Source organism: Solidesulfovibrio sp., assembly GCF_029978005.1.
Taxonomy (GTDB): Bacteria; Desulfobacterota; Desulfovibrionia; order Desulfovibrionales; family Desulfovibrionaceae; genus Solidesulfovibrio.
In genome coordinates this window covers 1-21,698 of the sequence record NZ_JARKOZ010000203.1, presented here as the reverse complement: position 1 = coordinate 21,698, position 21,698 = coordinate 1, and the positions used below count along the sequence as shown (strand labels likewise).

Sequence of the window (21,698 nt, the reverse complement as noted above, 5' to 3'; positions counted from 1 at the left end):
TCAAGGGGGTCCGGGGGGGATTATCCCCCCCGGTGGGGTCCGGGGCAAAGCCCCGTCTTTATCCCCATCCCCCTACTGCACCATCTTCTCGACGGCAGGGTCGGCGGGGTAGCGGTCGTCGAGGGTGACGACGTCGGTCTTGAAGGTCTCGCCGGGTTTCCAGGCGAAGTCCGCCTTGCCCGGCAGGGCGTAGATGTCCAGCCGGTTGACGGTCTTGCCCTTGATGTAGGTGCGCGACAGGAGCGTCTTGGCGTCGGCCGAGAGGCGGGAGGAGGTGCCGGCGTTGGGGCCGCTGCCGAGCAGGACGTCCACCGCGCCGGGGTGCGTGTCCAGGAAGACCTGTTCGTCGGAGAGTCCCAGGCCGCTGATGCCGACGACGACGTCGGCCTTTTGGCGCAGTTCCCTGGCCGCCTGGGCCGTGGCGTCGAGGAGCGCGGCCGGGGCGGGCTTTTTCGGGTCCGGCGAGACCGGGAGAAAGACGAGCCCGAAGGTCTTGCCGTCTTTCTTGAGAAGCTGCGTTTTGGGCGCGTCGCCGAGCACGGTGAACCGGGCGGGCAACGGCGCGCCGGCCTTTTGCAGATAGGCGGCCTCGTCCGGGTTCAGGGCGCCGGCGTCGTAGCCCATGGCATCCATGGCCTTGACCATGCCGGGCAGGGCCTTGGGGTCGGGTTTGGCTTCCGGCCCGTCGGGCAGGATCTCGAAGGGACAGGCGAGAAAGAGGAGCTTGTCGGAAAGCTCCGGGGCGGCGCGTTCGGTCTTGATGAAGGCGGCCCTCCGGGCCAGCCCGCCGATGAGCTTGCCGCCTCAGGAGGGGCAGGGGGAGATGGTGCCGTAGGTGTTGCCGGTGAAGAAGATGACGGCGGCCGGCTCCGCCGCCATGGCGCGCATCGGAGCGACGCAGAGCGCGCAAAGCGCCCCGAGCACGGCCGCGAAGACGCGGGCTATGGGATTGGACACGCGGTTGCCTCGCTGGGTGTGGATCGGGCCGGGCGGCGCTCAGAAGAGGGCTTCGACGGCCGCGTCCTGGGGATAGGCCTCGTCCAGTGGCTGGACCTTGGCCGTGAAGTTCTCGCCGATCTTCCAGGCGAAGCCGGGCGCGCCCGGCAGGGCGAGGAGGTCCAGGCGGTTGATGGTCTTGCCCTTGATGTAGGCCCGGGTCCAGAGGGTCTTGCCGTCCTTGGAGGCGCGCGAGGCGAAGCCCGAGCCGCCGCCGCTGCCGAGCAGCACGTCCACCGCGCCGGAGCGGGTGTTGATGAAGGCTTCCTCGTCCAGCGCCCCCCAGGGGCTCACGCCGACGACCAGGGCGACCTTGCCGCGAAGCTCCGCCGCGGCCTTGGCCGTGGCGTCCATGAGCTTGTCCGGCACCGGGGCGCTCACGTCCTTGGGCATGGGGAAATAGACCAGACCCACGGCCTTGCCGCCGATGGCGAGGACCTTCGTCGTCGGCGCGGCGTCGAGGACCGTCGCGCCCTTGGGCGTGGCGGCCTTGTTCTCGGTCAGGACGTTCACTTCGGCCGGGGTCAGGGCGAAGACGTCGTAGGCCAGGCGTTCATGGGCCTTGACCACGGCCGGCAGCTTGTCCGGTTCCGGCGGCGCGGCCGAGACCTCGGGCAGGAATTCCCAGGCCCCGGCCACGGCCAGGGTCTTGCCGGCGCTGGGGCCTTTTTCGCGCAGGTCCTTGAGGAAGGTGGCGCGCCGGGCCAGGCCGCCGAGCTTCTGCGGGCCGCAGGTGGGGCAGGGATCGAAATAGCCGTAGGTGTTGCCGGCGAAGGCGATGGTCAGGACCGGGTCGGCGGCGAAAGCCGGGACGGCGGCCATGGTCAGGGCGACCAGGACACCGAGGAGAAGGCGCGGTAACGACATGGTGGGTCTGCTTTACTTGTTGAGGTATTCCTTCAGCTCCTTGCCGGGGCGGAAGAAGGGGAGTTTTTTCGGCGCGACGGAGACGACGTCGCCGGACTTGGGATTGCGGCCGGTGTAGCCCTTGTAGCCCTTGATCTTGAAGCTGCCGAAACCCCGGATTTCCACCCGGTCCTCGTTGATCAGCGCCTGTTTGACGGAATCGACGAAGGCGTTGACGATGTCTGCGGCTTCGTCGATGTGCAGGTCCTTGGTTTCGGCCAGGGTCTTGATGAGTTCGCTTTTGTTCATCGCGTTGTCCTCGGGCTGTTGACGGTTGGCCGGGGCCGCCATGAGACGGCGGGCAAGCAATCGTCCATCTATTTCATACCATTGCCGAAACAAAGCGGCTTCCGTCAAGGGTTACTTGCGCGGCCGAGGAATTTTTCCGAGCACCGGCAGGCCCCGCAGCGCCTCCTGGCGGCTTTGGCGGATGCGGTGGAGCTTGACGGCCACGTTCAGGATGTCCTGGGCGGCCGGGGAGCGGGGGGCGTGGCGCATGAGCGGGATCTGGCGGCGCACGGCGTCGGGCAGGGCCGGATCGGCGCGCACCCCGCCGAGGAGCTCCGGGGAAAAGCCCAGGAAATGCTGGCAGGCGGCCGACAGGCGGTTGAAGGTGGTCTTGGTGTCGGCCGGGGAATCCACCTGGTTGACCAGGATGTGGAAGTCGGTGATGCCGTACTGGGTGTGGAGAACCTTGATGACGGCGTAGGAGTCGGTCAGGGCGGTGGGCTCGGGGGTGACGACCAGCACGCGCACGTGGCTCATGACGGCAACAGACAGCACGGTCTGGGAGATGCCGGCGCCGAGGTCGAGCATGAGGTAGTCGTAGTCGCCGAGGGAGTCGTTGAGTTTCTGGAAAAGGATTTCGCGCATGTCGTCGTCCATTTCCAGCAGTTCCGGCACGCCGCTGGCCGCCGGCAGAAAGTCGAAGCCTCCCGGTTCCACGGCGAGCATGACCTCGCCGGCCGTGACCTCGGGCCGGAAAAGGTCCTGGAGGTTCTTTTCCGGCGACAGGCCGAGCAGGACGTCCACATTGGCCAGGCCCACGTCGAAGTCCATGAGCAGGGCGCGGTGGCCGGCGCGGAAAAGGGCGTAGCTCAGATTGAGGGCCAGGTTCGTTTTCCCCACGCCCCCCTTGCCGCTCAGGATGGCCACGGACATGGATGTGTTGGGATTTATGGCTTGGGACATACGCCGTCTTATCCTTTGGTTAGACCCGTGAAAAGAAATCGTTTCTCATCGGCGCGCACAAGCGTCTTCTCCGGCGGCGCGGTCAGGTCGGCGATGGGCGCGGCCACCACCCGGTCCTTGCCGGCGGCCTTGGCCTGGTAGAGAGCGGCGTCGGCCAGGGCGTAGAGCTTTTCGGGCGTCGTGCTCATCTTGCCCTTGGTGATGGCCAGGCCGGCGGAAATGGTGACGCGAAGGGGCGTGTTCACGCCGTCGCACACGACCTTGAGGGTCCGGGCCGCCTCGACGATGCGGCCGACCACCATCTCGGCCCGCACGAGGCCGAGCCCGGGCAGAATCAGGGCGAATTCCTCGCCGCCAACCCGGGCGGCGTAGTCGTAGGAGCGTTTTTCCGCCAACAGGAGCGAGCCGATGGTTTCGAGCACCCGGTCGCCGCAGGGGTGGCCGAAGGAATCGTTGATGGACTTGAAGTCGTCGAGGTCGAACAGCACCAGGGCCAGGGACTGGCCGGCCCGGGAGGACCGGACGATCTCGGCGGCCAGGATGCGGTCGAAGGCTCCCCGGTTGTAGAGCTTGGTCAGGGGATCGTGCTCGGAGAGGAAGACCAGTTCCCGCAGGGTCTGCTGGATGCGGGTGAGGAAGGGCAGGCAGTCGGCCGAAAGCGGCAGGGCCAGCCAGTCGCGCAGGTCCTGGCGGTGGGAGAGCGTCTCCCAGCCGGCCAGGTCCAGGCCCGTGCACAGGCGCATGATGACCATGCCCTCGCCTTCCGCGGCGCAGGGCGGCTTTTCCGCCTCGGCCAGCATGCGCCGCAGCGTCTCGAGCTCGGCCAGGAGCGCTTCCGGGGGCGCGTCCAGGAGCGGGGGATCAGGCTTCATTGCCGCCTCGCAGCAGAAAGCCGCGGATGAACTTGTCCAATTCGCCGTCGAGCACCGCCTCGACGTCCCCGGCCTCGACGCTCGTGCGATGGTCCTTGACCAGTCGATAGGGCTGCATGGTGTAGGTCCTTATCTGGGAACCGAAACCGATGGCGTTTTTCGCGTCGTAGCTTTCCTGCTTCTCGGCCTGCAGCTTCTTGAGCTCCAGGTCGTAGAGCCTGGCCTTGAGGACCTTCATGGCCGACTCGCGGTTGCGGTGCTGCGACTTCTCGTTTTGGCACTGCACCACGATGTTGGTCGGCAGGTGGGTGATGCGGATGGCCGAGGAGGTCTTGTTCACGTGCTGGCCGCCCGGGCCCGAGGCCCGGAAGACGTCCACCCGCAGGTCCTCCTCCTTGACCTCGATGTCGATGTCCACGCCCGCGTCGGGGTAGACGTCGACCGAAGCGAAGGAGGTGTGGCGGCGGCCCGAGGAGTCGAAGGGCGAGATGCGGATGAGGCGGTGGATGCCCTTTTCCGCGGCGAGCAGCCCGTAGGCGTAGGGCCCGGAGATCTGCAGGGTGACGCTTTTGACGCCGGCCTCGTCGCCGGGCAGGAAGTCCAGCTCCTTGACGTCGAAATGCTTGCGCTCGGCCCAGCGGCGGTACATGCGCAGGAGCATCTCGGCCCAGTCCTGGGCCTCGGTGCCGCCCGCGCCGGGGTGGATCTCCAGGATGGCGTCGGCGTTGTCCTCGGACTTGAAGAAGGCGGCCAGCTCGGCGTCGGCCAGTGCGCCGTCCAGGCTCTCTATCTGCTCGGCCAGTGCGTCGAGCACCTCGGGGCTGCCGTCGTCCTTGGCCATGGCCAGCCATTCGTCGAGGTCGCCGCGGGCGGCGTAGAGCTTCTCGCCGCTTTCGACCTTGGCGGTCAGGGCGCTTTTCTCGCGCAGGACCGGGGTGAGGCGCTCGGGCGCGTCCCAGGCTCCGGGTTTGGACAGTTCGGCCTCTATCTCGGCCAGGCGATTGCGGCTTTGCTCCAGGTCAAAGACGCCTCCAGAATTCGTCGAACTTGTCCAGGAGCTCGGCGCCGAGCGTGCGCAGTTCCGCGTATTGCAGCATGGATGATCACTCTCTTACAGGGGTTTGCCGCGGCCGGAGAAGCCGGGGCGGCGTTCGGGCGACAAGGCGGCGCCCAGGCACAGCAGGACGAAAAGGCCGGGTATGGCCCAGGTGATCAGCGTGTAATGGCGATGGAACCAGGTGGTCTCCGACACGACGGGCACCTCCGGGCAAGGCAGGGTCAGGGTGGTGAAAAGCCCACCCTGGGCCATGATGCGGCCCCGGGGATCGATCACGGCGGAAATGCCCGAGTTGGTGCCCCGGATGATGGCCCGCCCCTGCTCCACGGCCCGCAGCATGGCCAGGTCGAGGTGCTGGCGCGGGGCGGCGGAATCGCCGAACCACGAGTCGTTGGAAATGTTCACCAGGACGTTGGCCCCGGCCTCCACGCGCTGTTGCGCCAATTCCGGAAAGATCGCTTCATAACAGATGAGCATGCCCAGGGCAAGGCGGCCGTACGTCAACGGCTTCTCGACCCGGCCGGGCCGGAAGTCGCCCACGCCCTCCACGAGCTTGTGGATGAAGGGCAGGTACTGGCCGAAGGGCACGTACTCGCCGAAAGGCACGAGGTGCTCCTTGTCGTAGGCGCTCTCCTGGCCGGACGGCGTCAGCAGGTAGGCGCGGTTGAAGAGCACGTGCCCGCCGATGGTGGTCTCGTAGGCCGGCGCCCCGAAGACCAGCGGCGTGCCCGAGGCGGCGGTGAAGTCGATCAGGCGCTGGGACAGGGGGCCGTGGTCCTGGTAGTAGAAGGGCATGGTGGTCTCGGGCCAGACCAGCAGGTCGGTGGGCGCGTCGCGCATGGCCTGCGTCGAAAGGGAAATGTACTTGTCCACGGTGTCGCGCTGGGAGTCCGGGTCCCATTTGCGGCTCTGGTCCACGTTGCCCTGGACGATGGTGGCGTGGATGGCCGCGTCCTTGGGCGCGGACCGACCGGCCCGGTCGTTGCCGAGGAAGAAGAGGGCGGCCAGCAGCAGCACGGCGACGAGCCCCTGGCGCGACAGGGGGCCGCTCACGACCGGCCAGGCGACGAGCCCGGCGATGAGCCCCGAAAGGCCGTAGGCTCCGATGAAGGCCGCGCCCTGGATGGCCGCCGGCCAGGGCGAGAAGGCGGCGGCCAGGGCGAGCCAGGGAAAGCCCGTGAGCAGTACGCCCCGGGCGAGTTCCATGCTGGCCCAGGCCAGGACGCAAAACGGGCCGAAAAGCCAGGGGGAAAGGCGCGACGCCCCCAGGCGCAGCACCACGGCCAGGACCATGGTGTAAAGCCCCAGCACCATGCCCATGAGCACGGGCGCGGGCACGGCCAGCAGCCAGGGCAGGTTGCCGTAGTCGTGGATGGGCAGGGCGGCCCAGTAGAGACTGGCGCAGGCGGAGGCGGCGCCGATGACGTAGCCGGCCTTGGCCGCCGCGCCGGTCGAGGGGGCGCGCACGGCGACGAAGGCCAGGCCGGCCGGCAGGGTCAGGGCCAGAAGCGGCAGCCGGTACACGGGATTGGCGAATCCGAGCCAGGCCCCGAGCACGGCCAGAAGTGTTGCTGTGGTCACGGTGTCCGTCGGGAGCGCCTCAGGGTTTGGTGGGCGGCGGGCGCGGCGGAAGGCATGCCGCCTGCGTCCGGGTCGGGGAGCCTCGTTCGCGTGGCGTCCTCGAAATTCGTTCAAGCGAACTTCGCGAGCACTATGCCGAAATACTATTTTCCCTAAAATTGTACCGAAGCTTTCGGTGAGGCCGCATCAGGCGGCCGGTTCGATGACGATCCAGCGGATCTGCCGCCGGTCGGCCTCGCGGATGGTGAAGCGGCGTCCTTCCAGGGTGAAGGCGTCGCCCTGGCGCGGCACGCGTCCGGCCAGTTCGGTCAGAAAGCCGCCGAGGGTTTCCACCTGTTCCGATTCCAGTCCCAGGCCCAGGGCGGCGTTGACGTCCTCCAGGGGAAAGCGGCCGGAGACGAGGTAGACGTCCTGGCCGATCTCCTGGATTTCCTCCGGCTTGCTCGGGTCGTGCTCGTCCTCGATCTCGCCGACGATCTCCTCGAGCACGTCCTCCAGGGTGAGCAGCCCCGAGGTGCCGCCGTACTCGTCCAGGGCCACGGCCATGTGCTTCTTCTGGCTGCGGAATTCCAGGAGCATCTTCTTGAGGTCCAGGGTTTCGGGAATGAAAAGCGGGGCGCGCATGATGGAGCGGGGGTCGGGGTACTCCCCGCAGGCCCCGACGATGTGGGACAGCAGGTCCTTGGCGTAGACGATGCCGAGGATGTTGTCGCGGTTGCCCTCGTAGATGGGGATGCGGGAGTGGCCGTGGGTCTTTATCAGGTCGCAGATGGCCGGAATGCCGTCGTCGGCCTCGGCGCAGACGATGTCCGGGCGCGGAACCATGATGTCGAACACCTGCTTTCTTTCCAGTCGCAGGATGTTGAGCAGCATGGAGGCGTCTTCCTGGATGAGGCTGCCGTCGGTGCGGGCCTCCTGGATCAGCTCCTCGATGGAGATGTTTTTCTGGCGAAAGAACTTTCCCAGGGCGCCCCAGAATCGACTGTCGGAGTCGTCGTCCAACCCTTGCTCCTTATGTCCCGCGATGGGCCGGCGGTCCGGTCCGAGGCGGCATGATGGCCGCTTCGCGTGGCGTCTTGTTGACGGAATTGAAAAAACGGAAAAACCTTATCCGAATCGTTCCGCGCCGTCCACGCCCCGGGCGCGGCCCCATCCGGATTTCCCGGCGTCATTCCCCCCGGGAACGGTACATGGCCAGATGCCGCCGGAAGGCCCAGTCGTCAAGGGGCGGCACGCCCGTGGCGGCGGGCTTCCAGGACAGCACGTCCCCGCCCGGGGCGTCGGCCGGCACGCCGAAGCTCAGGACGCGCAGGCCGAAGGCCTTCTTGCCGGCCGTGCCCGGGTCGCCGTAGGCGTTTTGCAGGCGCAGGGCAAGGAAGAATTCCAGGGGCTGGTCGGCCTCGGGCTCGGCCAGCACCAGGCGCATGAGGAAGCGGTTGGAAGGCTCGAAGAGCGCCTTGTGCCCCTGCAGCAGCTCGCCCTCGACCTCCAGACGCACGCCGCCGCCGGAGAGGTTGCGCACCTCCATGGCCGGCGGTTCGAGCCGGGGGTCCAGACGCAGGAGCGGCTGACCCCAGGTGGCCGGGTTGCCGAAGCGGCCCCGGACCTGCTTGATGGCGACTTCGTGCCACAGCTCGAGCTCCAGCACGAAGGACCGGGGCGGCTCCACACGCAGGAAGGCGCGCTTCTGCTCCAGCTCCAGGTGCTTGGGCCAGCTCAGGGTCATGTGCACGAAGTCGTCGTTGGCCAGGCGCACGGCCTGGATGGAGGAAACGAAGTTGTAGAAGCTGTGGTAGTCCTTGCGCGGGTCCAGGCGCAGGCGGAAGTCGCAGGCCACGAGCTTGCCCACCCAGCCCTGGGTGGCCCGCACCAGGGAGGTCATCTCCAGCTCGATGCCCCGGGCCGGGTCCACGGACAGGATCGTGGCGTCGGTGGAGCGCGCGCCGGGGTCGTCGCGCACGAAGCTCATCCGCATCTTGCTGCGCTGGGTCAGCGCCGTGTCGAGCAGGGCCCGGATCTCGCCCGGCCGCACGATCCAGGTGGTGGGCGACGCGTCGGAGTTGCCGATGCGGATCTTGATGAGAAAGCCGGCGGCGATGACGGCGAAGGCCAGGCCGAAGATGCCGACGGTGAGGATGAGCGCCTCGGGCGAGGGATGGCCCGAGGTGGTGGAATCGAGCATCCGATTCCACCAACCCGGTTCGAAAAGGCTCCACAAAGCCGGGATGTTGTCCAGCGCCCCGAAATCACCCATGAATTCTCCATAAGCGAACATCGGGGCGGGCACAAGGCCCGGCTAGCCGGCAATTTTCTTCAAATGGATTTCCAGGCAGGCCAGGGCGGCCGGGGTCACGCCGGAAATGCGGCCGGCCTGGCCCAATGTGGCCGGCGCGACGCGGTCGAGCTTTTCCACCACCTCCCGGGACAGACCGGCCACGGCGGCGTAGTCCAGGTCCGGCGGCAGGGCCGTCTCCTCCAGCCGCCCCAGGCGGCCGGCCAGCTCGGCCTGGCGGCGCAGGTAGCCTTCGTACTTGACTCGCGTCTCGGCCTCCACGGCCGTTTCCGTCTCCACGGCTTCGAGTTCGGGCCAGAAGCGGCGCAGGTCGGCCAGGGAGACTTCCGGCCGGCGCAAAAGCTCGTCCAGGCGCACGCTACGGTCCTGCGGCCTGCCGCCAAGTGCCAGCCAGGCGGCGTCGTCGCAGTCGTCGGGCCGGACCCGGCGTTCGGCCAGACCCGCGAGCACCGCCGCCAGGTCCGACTGCTTGCGGGCGAAGACCTCCCATTGCCGGTCGGACACGAGGCCGAGTTCCCGGCCGACGGGCGTCAGGCGGGCGTCGGCGTTGCCTTCGCGAAGGAGCAGCCGGTGCTCGGCCCGGGAGGTGAACATGCGGTAGGGTTCGCTGGTGCCCTTGGTGACGAGGTCGTCCACCAGCACGGCCATGTAGGCCTGGTCGCGGCGCGGCAGAAAGGGCGGGCGGCCGGACAGGGCGCAAAAGACGTTGAGCGCCGCCCACAGCCCCTGGGCGGCGGCCTCTTCATACCCGGACGTGCCGTTGATCTGGCCGGCCAGGAAAAGCCCGGGCAGGACCTTGGTCTCGAGCGTCGGGGCAAGCTGGATCGGGTCGGCGTAGTCGTATTCGATGGCGTAGCCCGGTCGCACGATTCGGGCCTTCTCCAGTCCCGGGATGGTGGCGATCATGGCCTTTTGCGTCTCGATGGGCAGACTCGTGGAGATGCCGTTGGGATAGATCTCGGGACTGGCCAGCCCCTCGGGCTCCAGGAACACGTGATGGCGGTCGCGCTCGGGGAACCGCGCCACCTTGTCCTCCACCGACGGGCAGTAGCGCGCGCCCGTGCCTTCGATGACGCCCGTAAACAGCGGCGAACGGTCGAAGCCGGCCCGTATGGCTTCGTGGGTGCGTTCGTTGGTGTAGGTCAGGTGGCAGGGGACCTGCGGCAGGACCAGCCCCGGCCCGTGGAAGCTGAAGGCCGGGGGCGGGTCGTCGCCGGGCTGGGGCGTGGTCGCGGAAAAATCGATGCTCTTGGCCAGAAGCCGCGGCGTGGTGCCGGTCTTGAGCCGGCCGAGCGCCAGGCCGTGGCGGCGCAGGCTGGCCGACAGGCCGTCGGCCGGCGGATCGCCCAGGCGGCCGCCGCGCCGCTGGGTCAGCCCGATGTGGATGAGGCCGGAAAGAAACGTGCCCGTGGTCAGGAGCACCGCCCGGGCGGGAAAGACCTCGCCCGAGCCCGTGGCCACGCCGGTCGCCCGCCCGTCCTCGGCCAGCACCTCCTCCACCGTGTCCTGGCGCACGTCGAGGTTCGCCTGGGCGAACACGTCGCGCTTGACCACCACCATATAGGCGTCGCGGTCGATCTGCGCGCGCGTCGAACGTACGGCCGGCCCCTTGCGGGTGTTGAGGGTGCGGAACTGGATGCCGGCGGCGTCGGCCCAAAGGCCCATCATGCCGCCGAGCGCGTCGATCTCGCGCACCATATGGCCCTTGGCCAGGCCGCCGATGGCCGGGTTGCAGGACAGATGGCCGATGCGGTCCACGTTTTGCGTGATGAGCAACGTGGCGAGCCCGAGCCTCGCGGCGGCCATGGCCGCCTCGCACCCCGCATGCCCCGCGCCCACGACGATGAGGTCATGCATGGGGAGATGCCTCCGGCGGCCACGAGGGGCGCCGCCCCTCCTGGACCTCCCTGCCGGGGGGGATAATCCCCCCCGGACCCCCTTGAAGCGGGGGGAGTGAAGGGAAAAAAGTGTGCATCTGAAAAAGGGGAGGGAAAGGGGTTAGAGGGGCTTGCGGCCGAGGCAGCAGAGCCAGCCGTGGTCGGTTTCCTCGTGCACGGCGACGTCGTCGAAGCAGGCCTCGGCGAAAAGCTTGCGAAAGCGCTCCGGGCTCAGGTAGGTCATGGGCACGAGTTCCAGCCATTTGCGGTTGCGGGCGTCGAAGCGCGGCGTGTCGTAGACCTCGGCCAGAAGCAGGACGCGGCCGCCCGGGCGCAGCACCCGCGACACCTCGCGAAAGTCCGAGGCCAGGTCCGGCCAGAAATAGTGCGTCTCCACGGCCGTGACCAGCCGGAAGGTCGCGTCGGGAAAGGGCAGGGCCGAAACCGAGGCCTGGCGCACGTCCATGCGGCCCGAGGCGATGGCCGCCGCGTTGCAGCGCCGGGACATGGCCACGCTTTTGGCCGAGGCGTCGACGCCGCAGATGCGCCCCCTGGGGGAAAGCTCGGCCAGCCGGGCCAGGGTGCGCCCGCCGCCGCAGCCGATGTCGAGCACGTCGTCGTCCGGGGCGACGGCCACGTGGGACAGGCCCCAGCCCGTCAGCGCGTAGTGGCTGCGGTTCATCCGCCGGCCGATGTACTCGCCGAGGAGTCCCCCGGGCCGGCGGCACTGCCCCATGAGCAGCTTCTTCCAGGCGCGCTTCAAATCCATCGCAACCCCGCTCCTACCCGCTACGTCAGCGTTGCCCCTACCTCCCCCCAGATGGGGTGGTCCAGGAGGGGCCCTAGGCCCCTCCTGGCCGCCGGAGGCATTCTTCCTCTTCCTCTCACTCGCCCGCCAGCACGTGCGCCATGACCTTGGCGTCGCCGATGGTGCGTTTGACGCTGGAGCGTTCGTTGGGCTGGTGGGCGTTGTGCTCCAGGGTGGACCAGACCACGGCCGGGTAGCCGCGCCGGCGCAGGTAGGCGGCCACCGTGCCGCCGCCGATGCCCATGGGCCGGGGCTTGGCCCCGGCGTAGACGGCGCGGATGCCGGCCATGACCTTTTGCACGATGGGGGCGTCTTCGGGCGTGGCCGGCGCGGCCTGCTCCTTTTGCACCACCTCGTAGTCGATGGTCACGCCGCAGGCGGCCTCGACCTCGCGGCCGTATTCCTGAATGGCCGCGACCACGTCGTCCAGGTCGTATTCGGGCAGCACCCGGCAGTCGACGTAGAAGACGTCGCGGCCGGGGATGGTGTTGATGTTGTCCACGTTGGCTTCCTTCTTGGTCGGCTCGAAGGTGGAGTTGGCCGGCTGGAAGAGCGGGTTTTTCGCCGGGAAGCGGTCGTGGAGCTTGGGGATTTTGAGCACGAACAGCGAAGCGGCGGCCAGGGAGTTGACGCCGGCCTCGGGGGTCGAGGCGTGGCACTGGCGGCCGTTGACGACGATCTTGTACCAAAGCATGCTTTTTTCGGCCACTTCCACCATTTCGCTGGTGGGCAGGCCGAAGTCGGGCACGAGGAACAGGTCTTCCTTGGTGAAGAGCCCCTCGCCGTGGGCGGCCACGTAGTCCAGGCCGTACTTGCTGCCGGTCTCCTCGTCGGCCACGAAGAGCATGCCGTAGTTTATCGGCGGCACGACGCCCGTTTCGAGCAGGGCCTTGCCCAGGATGACGGCGCTGACCACGGCCTGCTGGTTGTCCTCCACGCCCCGGCCGTAGAGCACGTCGCCCTCGACCACCAGGGAGTAGGGATCGGAACGCCACAGGGCCGGATCGCCCGGCGGCACGATGTCCAGGTGGGAGATGATCCAGAAGGTGCGAGAGGCGTCCCTGCCCGGGACGACCACGGCGAGGTTGGGCCGGTGGCCGCAGGGCACGCGGGGATCGGGGGCGTTTATCTCGCGGGCTTCCGGGAAGCCCATGTCGGCCAGCAGGGCCTTGAGCCTGTCGGCTTTTTCCCTTTCGCCGGGGCCGCCGTTGTCCGGCCCCAGGGCCGGGATGGCGGTCAGTTCGCGTTGCAGGTCGATGACCATGTCGCGTTTTTGGTCGAGGCTGGCGAGCAGGGCGTCAAGCATACGGGCAGGCTCCGGGTCGGGGTTTTCGGTCGGATTCTGGGGCTCTCCCCTCATAGCGCCTTGGCCAGGGGATGGCAAACCGCGCGGGCGCAACGCAAAAAGCCGGGAGGCGCGAACCTCCCGGCGTGGATGCGGGAAAGGGGGGAAGGGTCTAACGGCCGCGGGCGGCGCGCTTGGAGGCCTTCAAGGGGTTGATGTTGACCTTGCCGCCCTTGTCGACTTCGAGCTTGACGTGGGTGGCGAAGTTGCAGACCTTCTGGGCCCATTTGCGTTCGGGCAGGGGATAGCTCTTGCAGTATTTGCCCCCGTCCTGCTCCATGATGCGGTCGCAGCCCACGCATTTTTCCACGATGGGATGGCATTCGACGCCATTGACGGTGATGACCTGGGACATGGGATAACCTCCGGGCCGCGCGGGTCGGGGCGCGGGAAAGATTTCAGCGCAAAGCCAGCCCTTATTATGGAGCCGGGCGGTCTTGTCAAGAGGCGCGGCCGCTGATCCCGGCGCTGGCCCGGCGGAAGGCGGCCAGAAGGCCGGGGTAGTCCAGGCCCGGGAATGCGCCGTCCCGATAAAGCACCTTGCCCGCGACCATGGTGCAGGCCACTTCGCCGCCGCTCGCCGCGTAGACGCAGTCCGAGACCGGGGAGAGCCCCGTGGCCAGTTGCGGTTTGGCCATGTCCAGGGCGCACAGGTCGGCCGGGCCGCCGACGACCAGGCGCCCGAGCTGCGGCCAGCCCAGGGCGGCCGCGCCGCCTCGCGTGGCCATGTCCAGGGCGGCCGGCGCTTCGAGCAGCGTCGGATCGTTCGCGGCGACCTTTTGCAGCAGGGCGGCGGTCGCCATTTCCGAAAAGACGTTCAGCGCGTTGTTGCTGGCCGCACCGTCCGTGCCGAGCCCAACCGTCACGCCGGCGCGAAGCAGCGCCGCCACGGGCGCGACGCCGCTGCCGAGCTTCATGTTGCTCCTCGGACAGTGGGCCACGGCCGTGCCGGTCGCGGCGAGCCGGTCGATGTCCGCCGCGTCCAGGGCCACGCCGTGGGCGAGCAGGGTCTTGGGCTCCAGCAGGCCCAGGTCGGAAAGATAAGGGATGACCCGCGCGCCGTTGGCCGCCAGGCAGTCGTCGTTCTCCTTGGCCGTCTCGCAGGCGTGGGTGGAAAGGAGCAGGTTCCGGGCGCGGGCGAACTCGGCGCAGCGCACAAGCGTCGCGGCCGAGCAGGTGTACACGGCGTGGGGAAAGATGGCGGCGCGAAGCCTGTCGTGGCCGGCCAGCCGGTCGGCCAGGGCTCCGGCCGAGGCGAAGGCCGCCTCCACGGTCTTGAACCCGGCGTTGGCGATCTCGAACACCCCCTGGCACAGCACCGCCCGCATGCCGGACGCGGCCACGGCGTCGGCCACGGCGTCGACGAAGAGATAGGCGTCCAGGAAGCAGGTCGTGCCCGAGGCCAGCATCTCGGCGCAGGCCACGGCCGTGCCCAGGCGCACCGCCTCGGCCGTGAGCCTGGCCTCGGCCGGCCAGATGTGCTCGGACAGCCAGACCCGAAGCGGCGCGTCGTCGCACAGGCCCCGGAAAAGGGTCATGGCGGCGTGGCAGTGGGTGTTGACGAGCCCGGGCAGGACCAGGCAGCCGGACAGGTCCAGGGTTTCGGCCGGCGCGAAGCGCGTGCGGATTTCGCAGGCCGGGCCCAGGGCGGCGATGCGGCCGTCCGTCACGGCCAGGGCGGCGTCGCAAAGGACGCGCCGGTCGTCGTCCTGGGTGACGAGGACGCCGGCGGCGACGAGGGTGTCGCAGGCGAGGGGGGCGTGTTCCATGGGCGGTTCCCTAGCGCACCTTGCCGCCGCGGCCAAGCCCGGCTTGACCCGATTGCCCAAAATCCCTATCCGAATGCGGTACCAGTCCGCATTATTCTAAGGAGACGGCCATGGATCTGCGCAAGCTCATTCGCGACATCCCGGACTATCCCAAGCAGGGCATCCTCTTTTTCGACATCACGCCGCTTCTCGGCGATCCGGAAGGCTTCCGCGAGGCCGTGGACCTGCTGGCCAAACGCTTCGCCGACACCAAGGCGACCAAGATCGTGGCCGCCGAAGCCCGTGGCTTCATCTTCGGCGCCGCCCTGGCCTATAGGATGGGCATCGGCTTCGTGCCCGTGCGCAAGCCCGGCAAGCTGCCCTACAAGACCCGCAGCGTCTCCTACGACCTGGAATACGGCTCGGACACGCTGTGCATGCACGAGGACGCGCTGCTTCGGGGCGAAAAAGTGCTGGTCATCGACGACCTGCTGGCCACCGGGGGCACGCTGTCCGGCGTGGTCAAGCTGGTGGAGGGCTTCGGGGCGGAGATCGCCGGCATCGGCGTGGTCATCGAACTGTCCTTCCTCAACGGTCGGGAACAGTTCCGGACCTACGGCTGCGAGAGCATTCTGCAGATCGTCTAATCGACCACTGTAAGAGTCTATGCGGGCGCGACGCGGGGGATCTGTCCCGGCGACGCGTGGGGGCGCATATTCCCGGCCGGCCGGCCGGGGCAACGGGAGCGATATGAAAATCGGCATCATCGGCGGCAGCGGACTGGACGACCCGAACATCCTGGACAACCCGTCCGACATGGAGATGGACACCCCCTACGGGCCGCCCAACTCCACGTTGCGCCAGGGCCGGATCGGCGGCAAGGAGGTGGTGCTCCTCGCCCGCCACGGCCGGGCCCACACGGCCACGCCCACCCACGTCAACTACCGGGCCAACATCCACGCCCTGCGCAAGATCGGCTGCGCCGCCATCCTGTCCACCACCGCCGTGGGATCGCTGCGCCAGGAGATCGGCCGGGGCGACCTGGTGATCCTCGACCAGTTCATCGACTTCACCAGAAGGCGGCACCTGACCTTCCACGACCGGTTCGAGCCCCACAACCCGGCCCACACGCCCATGGCCGAGCCCTTTTCCGAGCCCCTGCGCCAACTGCTCGTCGCCGCCTGCCGCAAGTTCGGCTACCGCCACCACGACCGGGGCACGGTGGTGACCATCGAGGGGCCGCGCTTTTCCACCCGGGCCGAGTCCAACATGTTCCGGGCCTGGGGCGCGGACGTCATCAACATGAGCGTGGCCACGGAGTGCGCCCTGGCCGTGGAGGCCGGCGTGCCCTACGCGGCCGTGGCCATGAGCACGGACTACGACTGCTGGAAGACCGACGAGCCGCCGGTCAACTGGGAGGAGATCGTCACCATCTTCAAGGAGAACGCCGAGAAGGTGACCAACGTGCTCATCGAGGTCATCAAGGTGATGTAGCCGCGGCAGCGCTGCTGTTTATCGGATGACAAGGCGTCCCCGGCCGCGGCCGGGGACGCCTTTTTGTTCGGGCGGGCCGGTGCGGCGTCCCTCAAGGACCACGAGCGTATCTGTTCGGAAAACGGCTGTCGCCCATGGAATGCGCGCTCGCGCATCCCATGGGCGCGACGCTAGGCGTCGGAATCGAGCAGGTGCCGTTTGAGGCTGGCGAAAATGGCGTCGTAGACGGCCGGGTCCGTGCTTTCGGGCAGCACGATCTGGAGGGGCCGGCGCTGGGCCTTTTCCGCGCCGTCGTCGGCTCCGGCCGGCGGCGACGGCGAGGCGCCCACCCCGGCCGTCTCGGACGGCGACAGGTCGATTTCGAAGGCCAGGGAAGGGCTGATGGTGATGGTCGGCCGCGCCGGCCGGGGGACCTCCCGTTGGGGAGCGGCGTCATGGGACTCGGCGATGGCTGTGGTCGCCTCGTCGAGGGGGAAGGCCGACTCCGTCCCGTGGCCTGAGGCCTCGTCCGCCGGGACGGTCCAAGGAGCGCCCGTCGCGGGTGCATCCACCTCGAGAAGCTGGTCCGTCGGCGCGGATGCCGGGGGGGACGACGTCTCCTGATCCATGGCGGTCTTGGCGTCGGCGTCCGTCCGGGAGAGGGGGGGCGTTTCGAGGTCCAGGACCAAGGTCGCGTCGTGCGCCGGCGGGGTGGCGGTACGGTCGTGGTCGGAGGGCGCGATCTCGCCCGGCACGTCCGATTCCAGGAGGAGCGTCAAGGGGGTGGGTTCGAAAACGTCCGCAAGGGCATGGCCGGTGCGGGCGGCCTGCACGGGGACCTCGGGCATGGCGTCGGCCCGGGCCGAGACGTCCGTGGCCGTGGGCGCGTCCGGCTCGCGTCGCGGCACCGGTGGCGCGGCAAGAGGGGCCGGGGCGGCGAGGCGATCCCGGTGCAGGGGCGGGGCGTCGTCCGGCGCGTCCGTTTCCAGGACCAGCGGCTCCGGCTCGGACGCGGCCGTGGCGGCCCGGACGGGTGCGGTCGAAGCCGCGGCGCTTGCGGGCTCCTCCGTGTCGAGGACAAGCGTCAGCGGCTCGGGTTCGACCTGCCGCGGCGTTGCCTCGGCCATGGCCGCCGGTTGTTCGGATTCGGGGAAAGGCGCCTCGGGAACGCTCGCGGCCGCGACGGCGCTGACCGTCTGGGTTTCCTGGACGCGGTCCGGCGCGGCGAGCTGCGTCTCGGGCCGGATTTCGTATTCCGGACCGAGGACAAGGGGTTCGGATTCCTCCTCGTCGGCCAGATCGCTGGGCGTCGGTTCGCCTGTCGTCGTCGGTTGGGAAGGGGTTGCGACCGTTTCCGGGACGGCGACGGGAGGCAGGGCCGGGCCGGGTTGCGGCGGCTCCGCCTGGCGCGCCCGGCGGACCTCGGAGGCCATGGCGTCGAAATCGTCGACGACGCGGCACAGCGCCACGAATGTGGCGGAGATGCCGCTGATCATCATATCGGTTTTCTTCCCTTCATAAAGCTGCCTGAGCGCGTCGACGACTTGCGTCTCGGACAGCTTTTGCGCCTCGGGAAACTTCTCGAAGAGCTTGCCGTAGGCCTCGTATATGCCGTTGAACAGGGCGGTCTTGCCCTGGGTCAGATCATAAAAATCCGTATAACGTTTGGTCGGCATTCCGTTGTCGCAAAGAAAATGCAGTTCCTTCAGTATGTCGATGAAGGATCGATCGATCGCATAGCGAAATCCGATGCTCGTCATGAAATTTGCATTGAAGTCCTGCGGCATGTCCACTTCGAGTATCGCCGTGAAGTATTTCGGGATGCTCGACGTCTTGAGCGAATAGGCGTTCGGGAGGGACATGGCTTGGCTATCCGTGCTTGGCGGTGTGCGAAACGAGGGAAGCGGGGGCTCTTCGCGGGGAGAAAACAGATGGAAAAGCAAAGTGAACCACCTCTTCTTACATTATGTCGGGAAGAAAGCATCGCTGTTTCCGCAAAATAGACATCTTCGCCCGAAAAGTCACTGGTCTTGTGGTGAAGTTTATATTTCGTTCATTTTTCCATGCTGTTGTCCGTCGCGATCCGGCCGTTGCCGATGTCCCCGAATTTGTGGCATGATGGAACAAGGCCGCCCGAAAGCGGCCGAGCCCTTTCCTCAAGGAGCACCCCATGTCCGAGCACGCCCACGCATGCGCCTTGCCTCCGGCCCACAAGGACTTCTACGATCGCATCCTCGGGTTCATCCCCCGCGACCGCGTGTTCCTCGGCCCGTTTTCGGCCCTGGCCCTGGGCGACGACGCCAGTTTCTACCGCCTCGTCCCCAAGATCGTGGTCAAGGTCCGCGACGCCCGCGAGGTGGCCTGGCTTCTGCGCGCCGCCTCGGACGCCAAGGTGGCCGTCACTTTCCGCACCGCCGGCACGAGCCTGTCCGGCCAGGCGCTGACCGATTCCGTGCTGGTCTACCTGGCCGGCAATTTCCGGGGGCTGCGCATCCATCCCGGCGCGGCGAGCGTCAGCCTCGAGCCCGGCGTCATCGGAGCCCAGGCCAATGTCCAACTCGCCCCCCACGGCCGCAAGATCGGCCCGGACCCGGCCTCCATCGGCGCGTGCATGATCGGCGGCATCGCGGCCAACAACTCTTCGGGCATGTGCTGCGGCACGGCCGAGAACAGCTACAAGACCGTGGAGTCCATGAAGCTCGTCTTCATCGACGGCGACAGCCTGGACACGGCCGACCCCGTTTCCCGGGCCCGCTTCACCGTGACCCACGCCGCGCTCCTCGACGAACTGGCCGCCATCCGCGCCGAAATCCTGGCCGACACCACGCTCGCCGAGCGCATCCGCCGCAAGTTCAAGATCAAGAACACCACCGGCTACGGCATCAACGCCTTCGTGGACTTCGAGGACCCTTTCGACATCCTGCTTCACCTCATCGTCGGCTCCGAGGGCACCTTGGCCTTCATAGCCGAGGTCACCTACCGCACGGTGGTCGAGCATCCCTTCAAGGCCTCCTCGCTCATGATCTACCCGACCATCGCCGACGCCTGCCGGGCCACCATCGCGCTCAAAAGCGGGACCGTGTCCGCCGTGGAGCTCATGGACCGGGCGTCGCTTCGCAGCGTCGAGGACAAGCCCGGCATGCCCGCCTACCTCAAGGAACTAAGCGAGGAGGCCGCCGCCATTCTGGTCGAGGTCCGCGGCGCGGACAAGGCCGAGCTTCTGTCCCGCATCGACGACGCCCTGACCCGCGTCGCCGGCATCGAGCCGGTCTTTCCGCTTCTTTTCATGGACAAGAAGGACGACTTCGAAAAGCTCTGGAACATCCGACGGGGGCTTTTCACCTCGGTCGGCGGGGCGCGCAAGCCCGGCAGCGCCGTCATCATCGAGGACGTGGTCTTCCCCATCGAGCGCCTGGCCGAGGGCACTGTCGAGCTTCAGCGCCTCATGGCCCGTCACGGCTTCGCCGAGGGCATCATCTTCGGCCACGCCCTGGAAGGGAACCTCCACTTCGTCTTCTGCCCGGATTTCGCCGACCCGGATTCCGTGTCCCGTTACCGCGAACTCATCGACGAGGTGACGCAAATGGTCGTGGGGCGCTACGACGGGTCGCTCAAGGGCGAGCACGGCACGGGCCGCAACATGGCCCCCTTCGTGGAAATGGAGTGGGGCGACGTGGCCTACGCCTACATGAAGCGCCTCAAGCGCGCCTTCGACCCGGACAACCTCCTCAACCCCGGCGTCATCCTCACCGACGACCCGCAGGTGCACCTCAAAAACCTCAAGCCCCTGCCCCGGGTGAACCCCCTGGTCGATCCCTGCATCGAATGCGGCTACTGCGAATCCGTGTGCCCCTCGCGAAACGTCACCACCACCCCCCGCCAGCGCATCACCCTCCAACGCCACATGGCCCTGGCCACGGCCCGGGGGGACAAGGCGGAGTTCGACCTCTTCCACCAGGAATACGAGTATTTCGGCAACCAGACCTGCGCCGCCGACGGCCTGTGCGCCACGGTCTGCCCGGTCTCCGTGGACACGGGCGTGTTCACCAAGGACTACCGCCGCCGGGAATCCACCGAGCGCGGCCGCCGCATCGGGCGCTGGGTGGCCGAGCACTACGGCCTGGTCACCACCCTGGCCCGCCAGGGGCTGGGGCTCTCCCACGCCGTCCACAACCTGCTCGGGACCCGGGCCATGACCGCCATGACCCACGGCCTGCGCAAGCTCTCCGGGGGGCTCGTGCCCTACTGGACGCCCAACGCCCCCAAGGCCGCGCCGGCTATGCGCTTTTGCGACACGAGCCAGGGCAGGGGGCGGCAGGTGGTCTACTTCCCGAGCTGCACCACGCGCGCCATGGGGCCGGCCGCCCCGGACCCGGACCAGCGGGGGCTTTTCGAGGCCACCATGTCCGTCCTGGCCAAGGCCGGCTTCGACGTCCTCTTCCCCGAAGGCATGCGGGAACTGTGCTGCGGCCTGACGCTCGAATCCAAGGGCATGCACGATCAGGCATCGCGCAAGTCGGCCGAGTTGGAGGCGGCCCTGCGCCGGGTCAGCCGCGACGGGGAAGTCCCCATCCTCTGCGACGCCAGCCCCTGCCTCTACACCATGCGCTGCAAGATGGAGCCGGGGCTCAAGCTCCACGAGCCCGTGGAATTCATCCACGACCATTGCCTGGAGCACCTCGACGTGGCGAAGCTCCCCGAGACCGTGGCCCTGCACGTGTCCTGCACCTCGGTCAAGATGGGGCTTTCCGCCAAGTTCGCGGCTCTGGCGCGCGCCTGCGCCCGGGAGGTTGTCGTGCCGCAGGGCATCCACTGCTGCGGCTTCGCCGGCGACCGGGGCTTTTTTTACCCCGAGCTCAACGCCGCCGCTCTGGCTGACCTGTGGCCGCAACTGCCGGCCTCGACCACCGGCGGCTACTGCAACAGCCGCACCTGCGAGATCGGCCTGTCCTACCACGCCGGCGTGCCCTACCAGTCCATCGTCTACCTGGTGGACCGCGCCAGCCGCGCGAAAGAGTAGGGATGGAGAGGGGGAGGGGAATGCCTCCGGCGGCCGGGTGGGGGTGACCCCCTCCCGGACTCTCCCCGCAAGGGGGGTGGCAGATTTCATCAATTGTTTAGGAAAGCGGGGAGGGGGCGTTGCGGCGGCCTTCGCGGGGCCGGGGAATACAACGGGGCTCTTGACGGGGACGGGCGGCGGGAGAATGATGCGCGCCGCCCGCTGATGGGCGAGGAGTTGCTCCCATGCGCTTTCGCGTCTGCCTGCTGACTGCTGTCCTGCTCCTTTCCGCCTACTGCCACGCCGCCGCCGGCACCCCGCCGGCCGAGCCGATCCTTCGCATCGAAACCGGCATGCACACGGCGCTTATCAAACGCATCGCCGTGGACGGCCTGGGCCGCTACTTGGCCACGGCCTCGGACGACAAGACCTGCCGCGTCTGGGACATCCGCACCGGCGAACAACTGCGCGTGCTGCGCCCGCCCATCGGCCACGACTACGAGGGCCGGCTCTACAGCGTGGCCATGAGCCCCGACGGCCGCTACGTCTTCT

General features: G+C 68.1%; 19 protein-coding genes and 1 pseudogene. 4 read left to right on the top strand and 16 right to left on the bottom strand.

Going from position 1 to position 21,698, the window contains the following annotated elements; all coding sequences use genetic code 11:
- Nucleotides 1–72 precede the first annotated feature (72 nt).
- From Q1K70_RS20850 to Q1K70_RS20780, 15 genes are all read right to left on the bottom strand, one after another.
- Nucleotides 73–645 carry a hypothetical protein gene (locus Q1K70_RS20850; RefSeq protein WP_300164256.1) on the bottom strand — a complete coding sequence of 191 codons (573 nt, stop codon included), beginning with the start codon at nucleotides 643–645 and terminating at the stop codon, nucleotides 73–75.
- A 159-nt stretch (nucleotides 646–804) separates the two neighbouring features.
- Nucleotides 805–957: a hypothetical protein gene (locus Q1K70_RS20845; RefSeq protein ID WP_300164254.1), complete on the bottom strand. Its 153-nt coding sequence runs from the start codon at nucleotides 955–957 to the stop codon at nucleotides 805–807.
- Nucleotides 958–996: 39 nt separating this feature from the next.
- The gene (locus Q1K70_RS20840) at nucleotides 997–1,863 is read right to left on the bottom strand and encodes a hypothetical protein (protein ID WP_300164220.1); all 867 of its coding nucleotides are present in this window, start codon (nucleotides 1,861–1,863) and stop codon (nucleotides 997–999) included.
- 12 nt (nucleotides 1,864–1,875) lie between these two features.
- A complete protein-coding gene (locus Q1K70_RS20835; RefSeq protein WP_029459818.1) occupies nucleotides 1,876–2,151 on the bottom strand; it encodes an HU family DNA-binding protein in 276 nt (91 codons plus the stop codon).
- A 111-nt stretch (nucleotides 2,152–2,262) separates the two neighbouring features.
- Complete coding sequence (locus Q1K70_RS20830) at nucleotides 2,263–3,093, bottom strand: MinD/ParA family protein (protein WP_300164214.1); 831 nt, start codon at nucleotides 3,091–3,093, stop codon at nucleotides 2,263–2,265.
- 8 nt (nucleotides 3,094–3,101) lie between these two features.
- On the bottom strand, nucleotides 3,102–3,965 hold the full coding sequence (locus Q1K70_RS20825) for a GGDEF domain-containing protein (RefSeq protein ID WP_300164211.1): 864 nt from the start codon (nucleotides 3,963–3,965) through the stop codon (nucleotides 3,102–3,104).
- Nucleotides 3,955–5,062 (bottom strand): peptide chain release factor 2 gene (gene prfB / locus Q1K70_RS20820; RefSeq protein ID WP_300164208.1). Its coding sequence is split into 2 segments (ribosomal slippage): nucleotides 3,955–4,986 and nucleotides 4,988–5,062, totalling 1,107 coding nucleotides; the frame shifts between segments, so codons are not numbered across the junction. The genes Q1K70_RS20825 and prfB overlap by 11 nt, the downstream gene beginning before the upstream one ends.
- Before the next feature lie 14 nt (nucleotides 5,063–5,076).
- Nucleotides 5,077–6,603 carry an apolipoprotein N-acyltransferase gene (gene lnt / locus Q1K70_RS20815; RefSeq protein WP_300164204.1) on the bottom strand — a complete coding sequence of 509 codons (1,527 nt, stop codon included), beginning with the start codon at nucleotides 6,601–6,603 and terminating at the stop codon, nucleotides 5,077–5,079.
- Nucleotides 6,604–6,789: 186 nt separating this feature from the next.
- Entirely contained in the window at nucleotides 6,790–7,605 is an 816-nt protein-coding gene (locus tag Q1K70_RS20810) for a hemolysin family protein (RefSeq protein ID WP_300164201.1), read from the bottom strand.
- Between the two features lie 166 nt (nucleotides 7,606–7,771).
- Nucleotides 7,772–8,857 carry a hypothetical protein gene (locus tag Q1K70_RS20805; protein ID WP_300164198.1) on the bottom strand — a complete coding sequence of 362 codons (1,086 nt, stop codon included), beginning with the start codon at nucleotides 8,855–8,857 and terminating at the stop codon, nucleotides 7,772–7,774.
- A 42-nt stretch (nucleotides 8,858–8,899) separates the two neighbouring features.
- Nucleotides 8,900–10,753: a tRNA uridine-5-carboxymethylaminomethyl(34) synthesis enzyme MnmG gene (gene mnmG / locus Q1K70_RS20800; protein WP_300164195.1), complete on the bottom strand. Its 1,854-nt coding sequence runs from the start codon at nucleotides 10,751–10,753 to the stop codon at nucleotides 8,900–8,902.
- 141 nt (nucleotides 10,754–10,894) lie between these two features.
- Nucleotides 10,895–11,542 (bottom strand): methyltransferase domain-containing protein, encoded by a 648-nt coding sequence (locus tag Q1K70_RS20795; RefSeq protein WP_300164192.1) that lies wholly within the window; start codon nucleotides 11,540–11,542, stop codon nucleotides 10,895–10,897.
- A 115-nt stretch (nucleotides 11,543–11,657) separates the two neighbouring features.
- On the bottom strand, nucleotides 11,658–12,887 hold the full coding sequence (locus Q1K70_RS20790; RefSeq protein WP_300164189.1) for a M20 family metallo-hydrolase: 1,230 nt from the start codon (nucleotides 12,885–12,887) through the stop codon (nucleotides 11,658–11,660).
- A gap of 151 nt (nucleotides 12,888–13,038) precedes the next feature.
- Nucleotides 13,039–13,281, bottom strand: coding sequence for a PxxKW family cysteine-rich protein (locus Q1K70_RS20785; RefSeq protein WP_300164186.1), 243 nt, complete (start codon nucleotides 13,279–13,281; stop codon nucleotides 13,039–13,041).
- Nucleotides 13,282–13,366: 85 nt separating this feature from the next.
- Nucleotides 13,367–14,695: an amidohydrolase gene (locus Q1K70_RS20780; RefSeq protein ID WP_300164183.1), complete on the bottom strand. Its 1,329-nt coding sequence runs from the start codon at nucleotides 14,693–14,695 to the stop codon at nucleotides 13,367–13,369.
- Nucleotides 14,696–14,805: 110 nt separating this feature from the next.
- On the opposite strand from Q1K70_RS20780, the gene Q1K70_RS20775 reads away from it, so the two are divergent.
- Both Q1K70_RS20775 and mtnP read left to right on the top strand, forming a co-directional pair.
- The gene (locus tag Q1K70_RS20775; protein WP_300164180.1) at nucleotides 14,806–15,321 is read left to right on the top strand and encodes an adenine phosphoribosyltransferase; all 516 of its coding nucleotides are present in this window, start codon (nucleotides 14,806–14,808) and stop codon (nucleotides 15,319–15,321) included.
- Nucleotides 15,322–15,424: 103 nt separating this feature from the next.
- On the top strand, nucleotides 15,425–16,168 hold the full coding sequence (gene mtnP / locus Q1K70_RS20770) for an S-methyl-5'-thioadenosine phosphorylase (protein WP_300164177.1): 744 nt from the start codon (nucleotides 15,425–15,427) through the stop codon (nucleotides 16,166–16,168).
- Nucleotides 16,169–16,338: 170 nt separating this feature from the next.
- Here mtnP and Q1K70_RS20765 read toward each other — a convergent pair whose 3' ends face one another.
- Entirely contained in the window at nucleotides 16,339–18,009 is a 1,671-nt protein-coding gene (locus tag Q1K70_RS20765; RefSeq protein ID WP_300164175.1) for a DUF5343 domain-containing protein, read from the bottom strand.
- Between the two features lie 308 nt (nucleotides 18,010–18,317).
- Here Q1K70_RS20765 and Q1K70_RS20760 point away from each other — a divergent pair, with 308 nt between their 5' ends.
- Nucleotides 18,318–21,167: an FAD-binding and (Fe-S)-binding domain-containing protein gene (locus tag Q1K70_RS20760; RefSeq protein WP_300164172.1), complete on the top strand. Its 2,850-nt coding sequence runs from the start codon at nucleotides 18,318–18,320 to the stop codon at nucleotides 21,165–21,167.
- A gap of 224 nt (nucleotides 21,168–21,391) precedes the next feature.
- Nucleotides 21,392–21,698, top strand: a pseudogene (locus Q1K70_RS20755) (hypothetical protein); the annotation flags it as partial.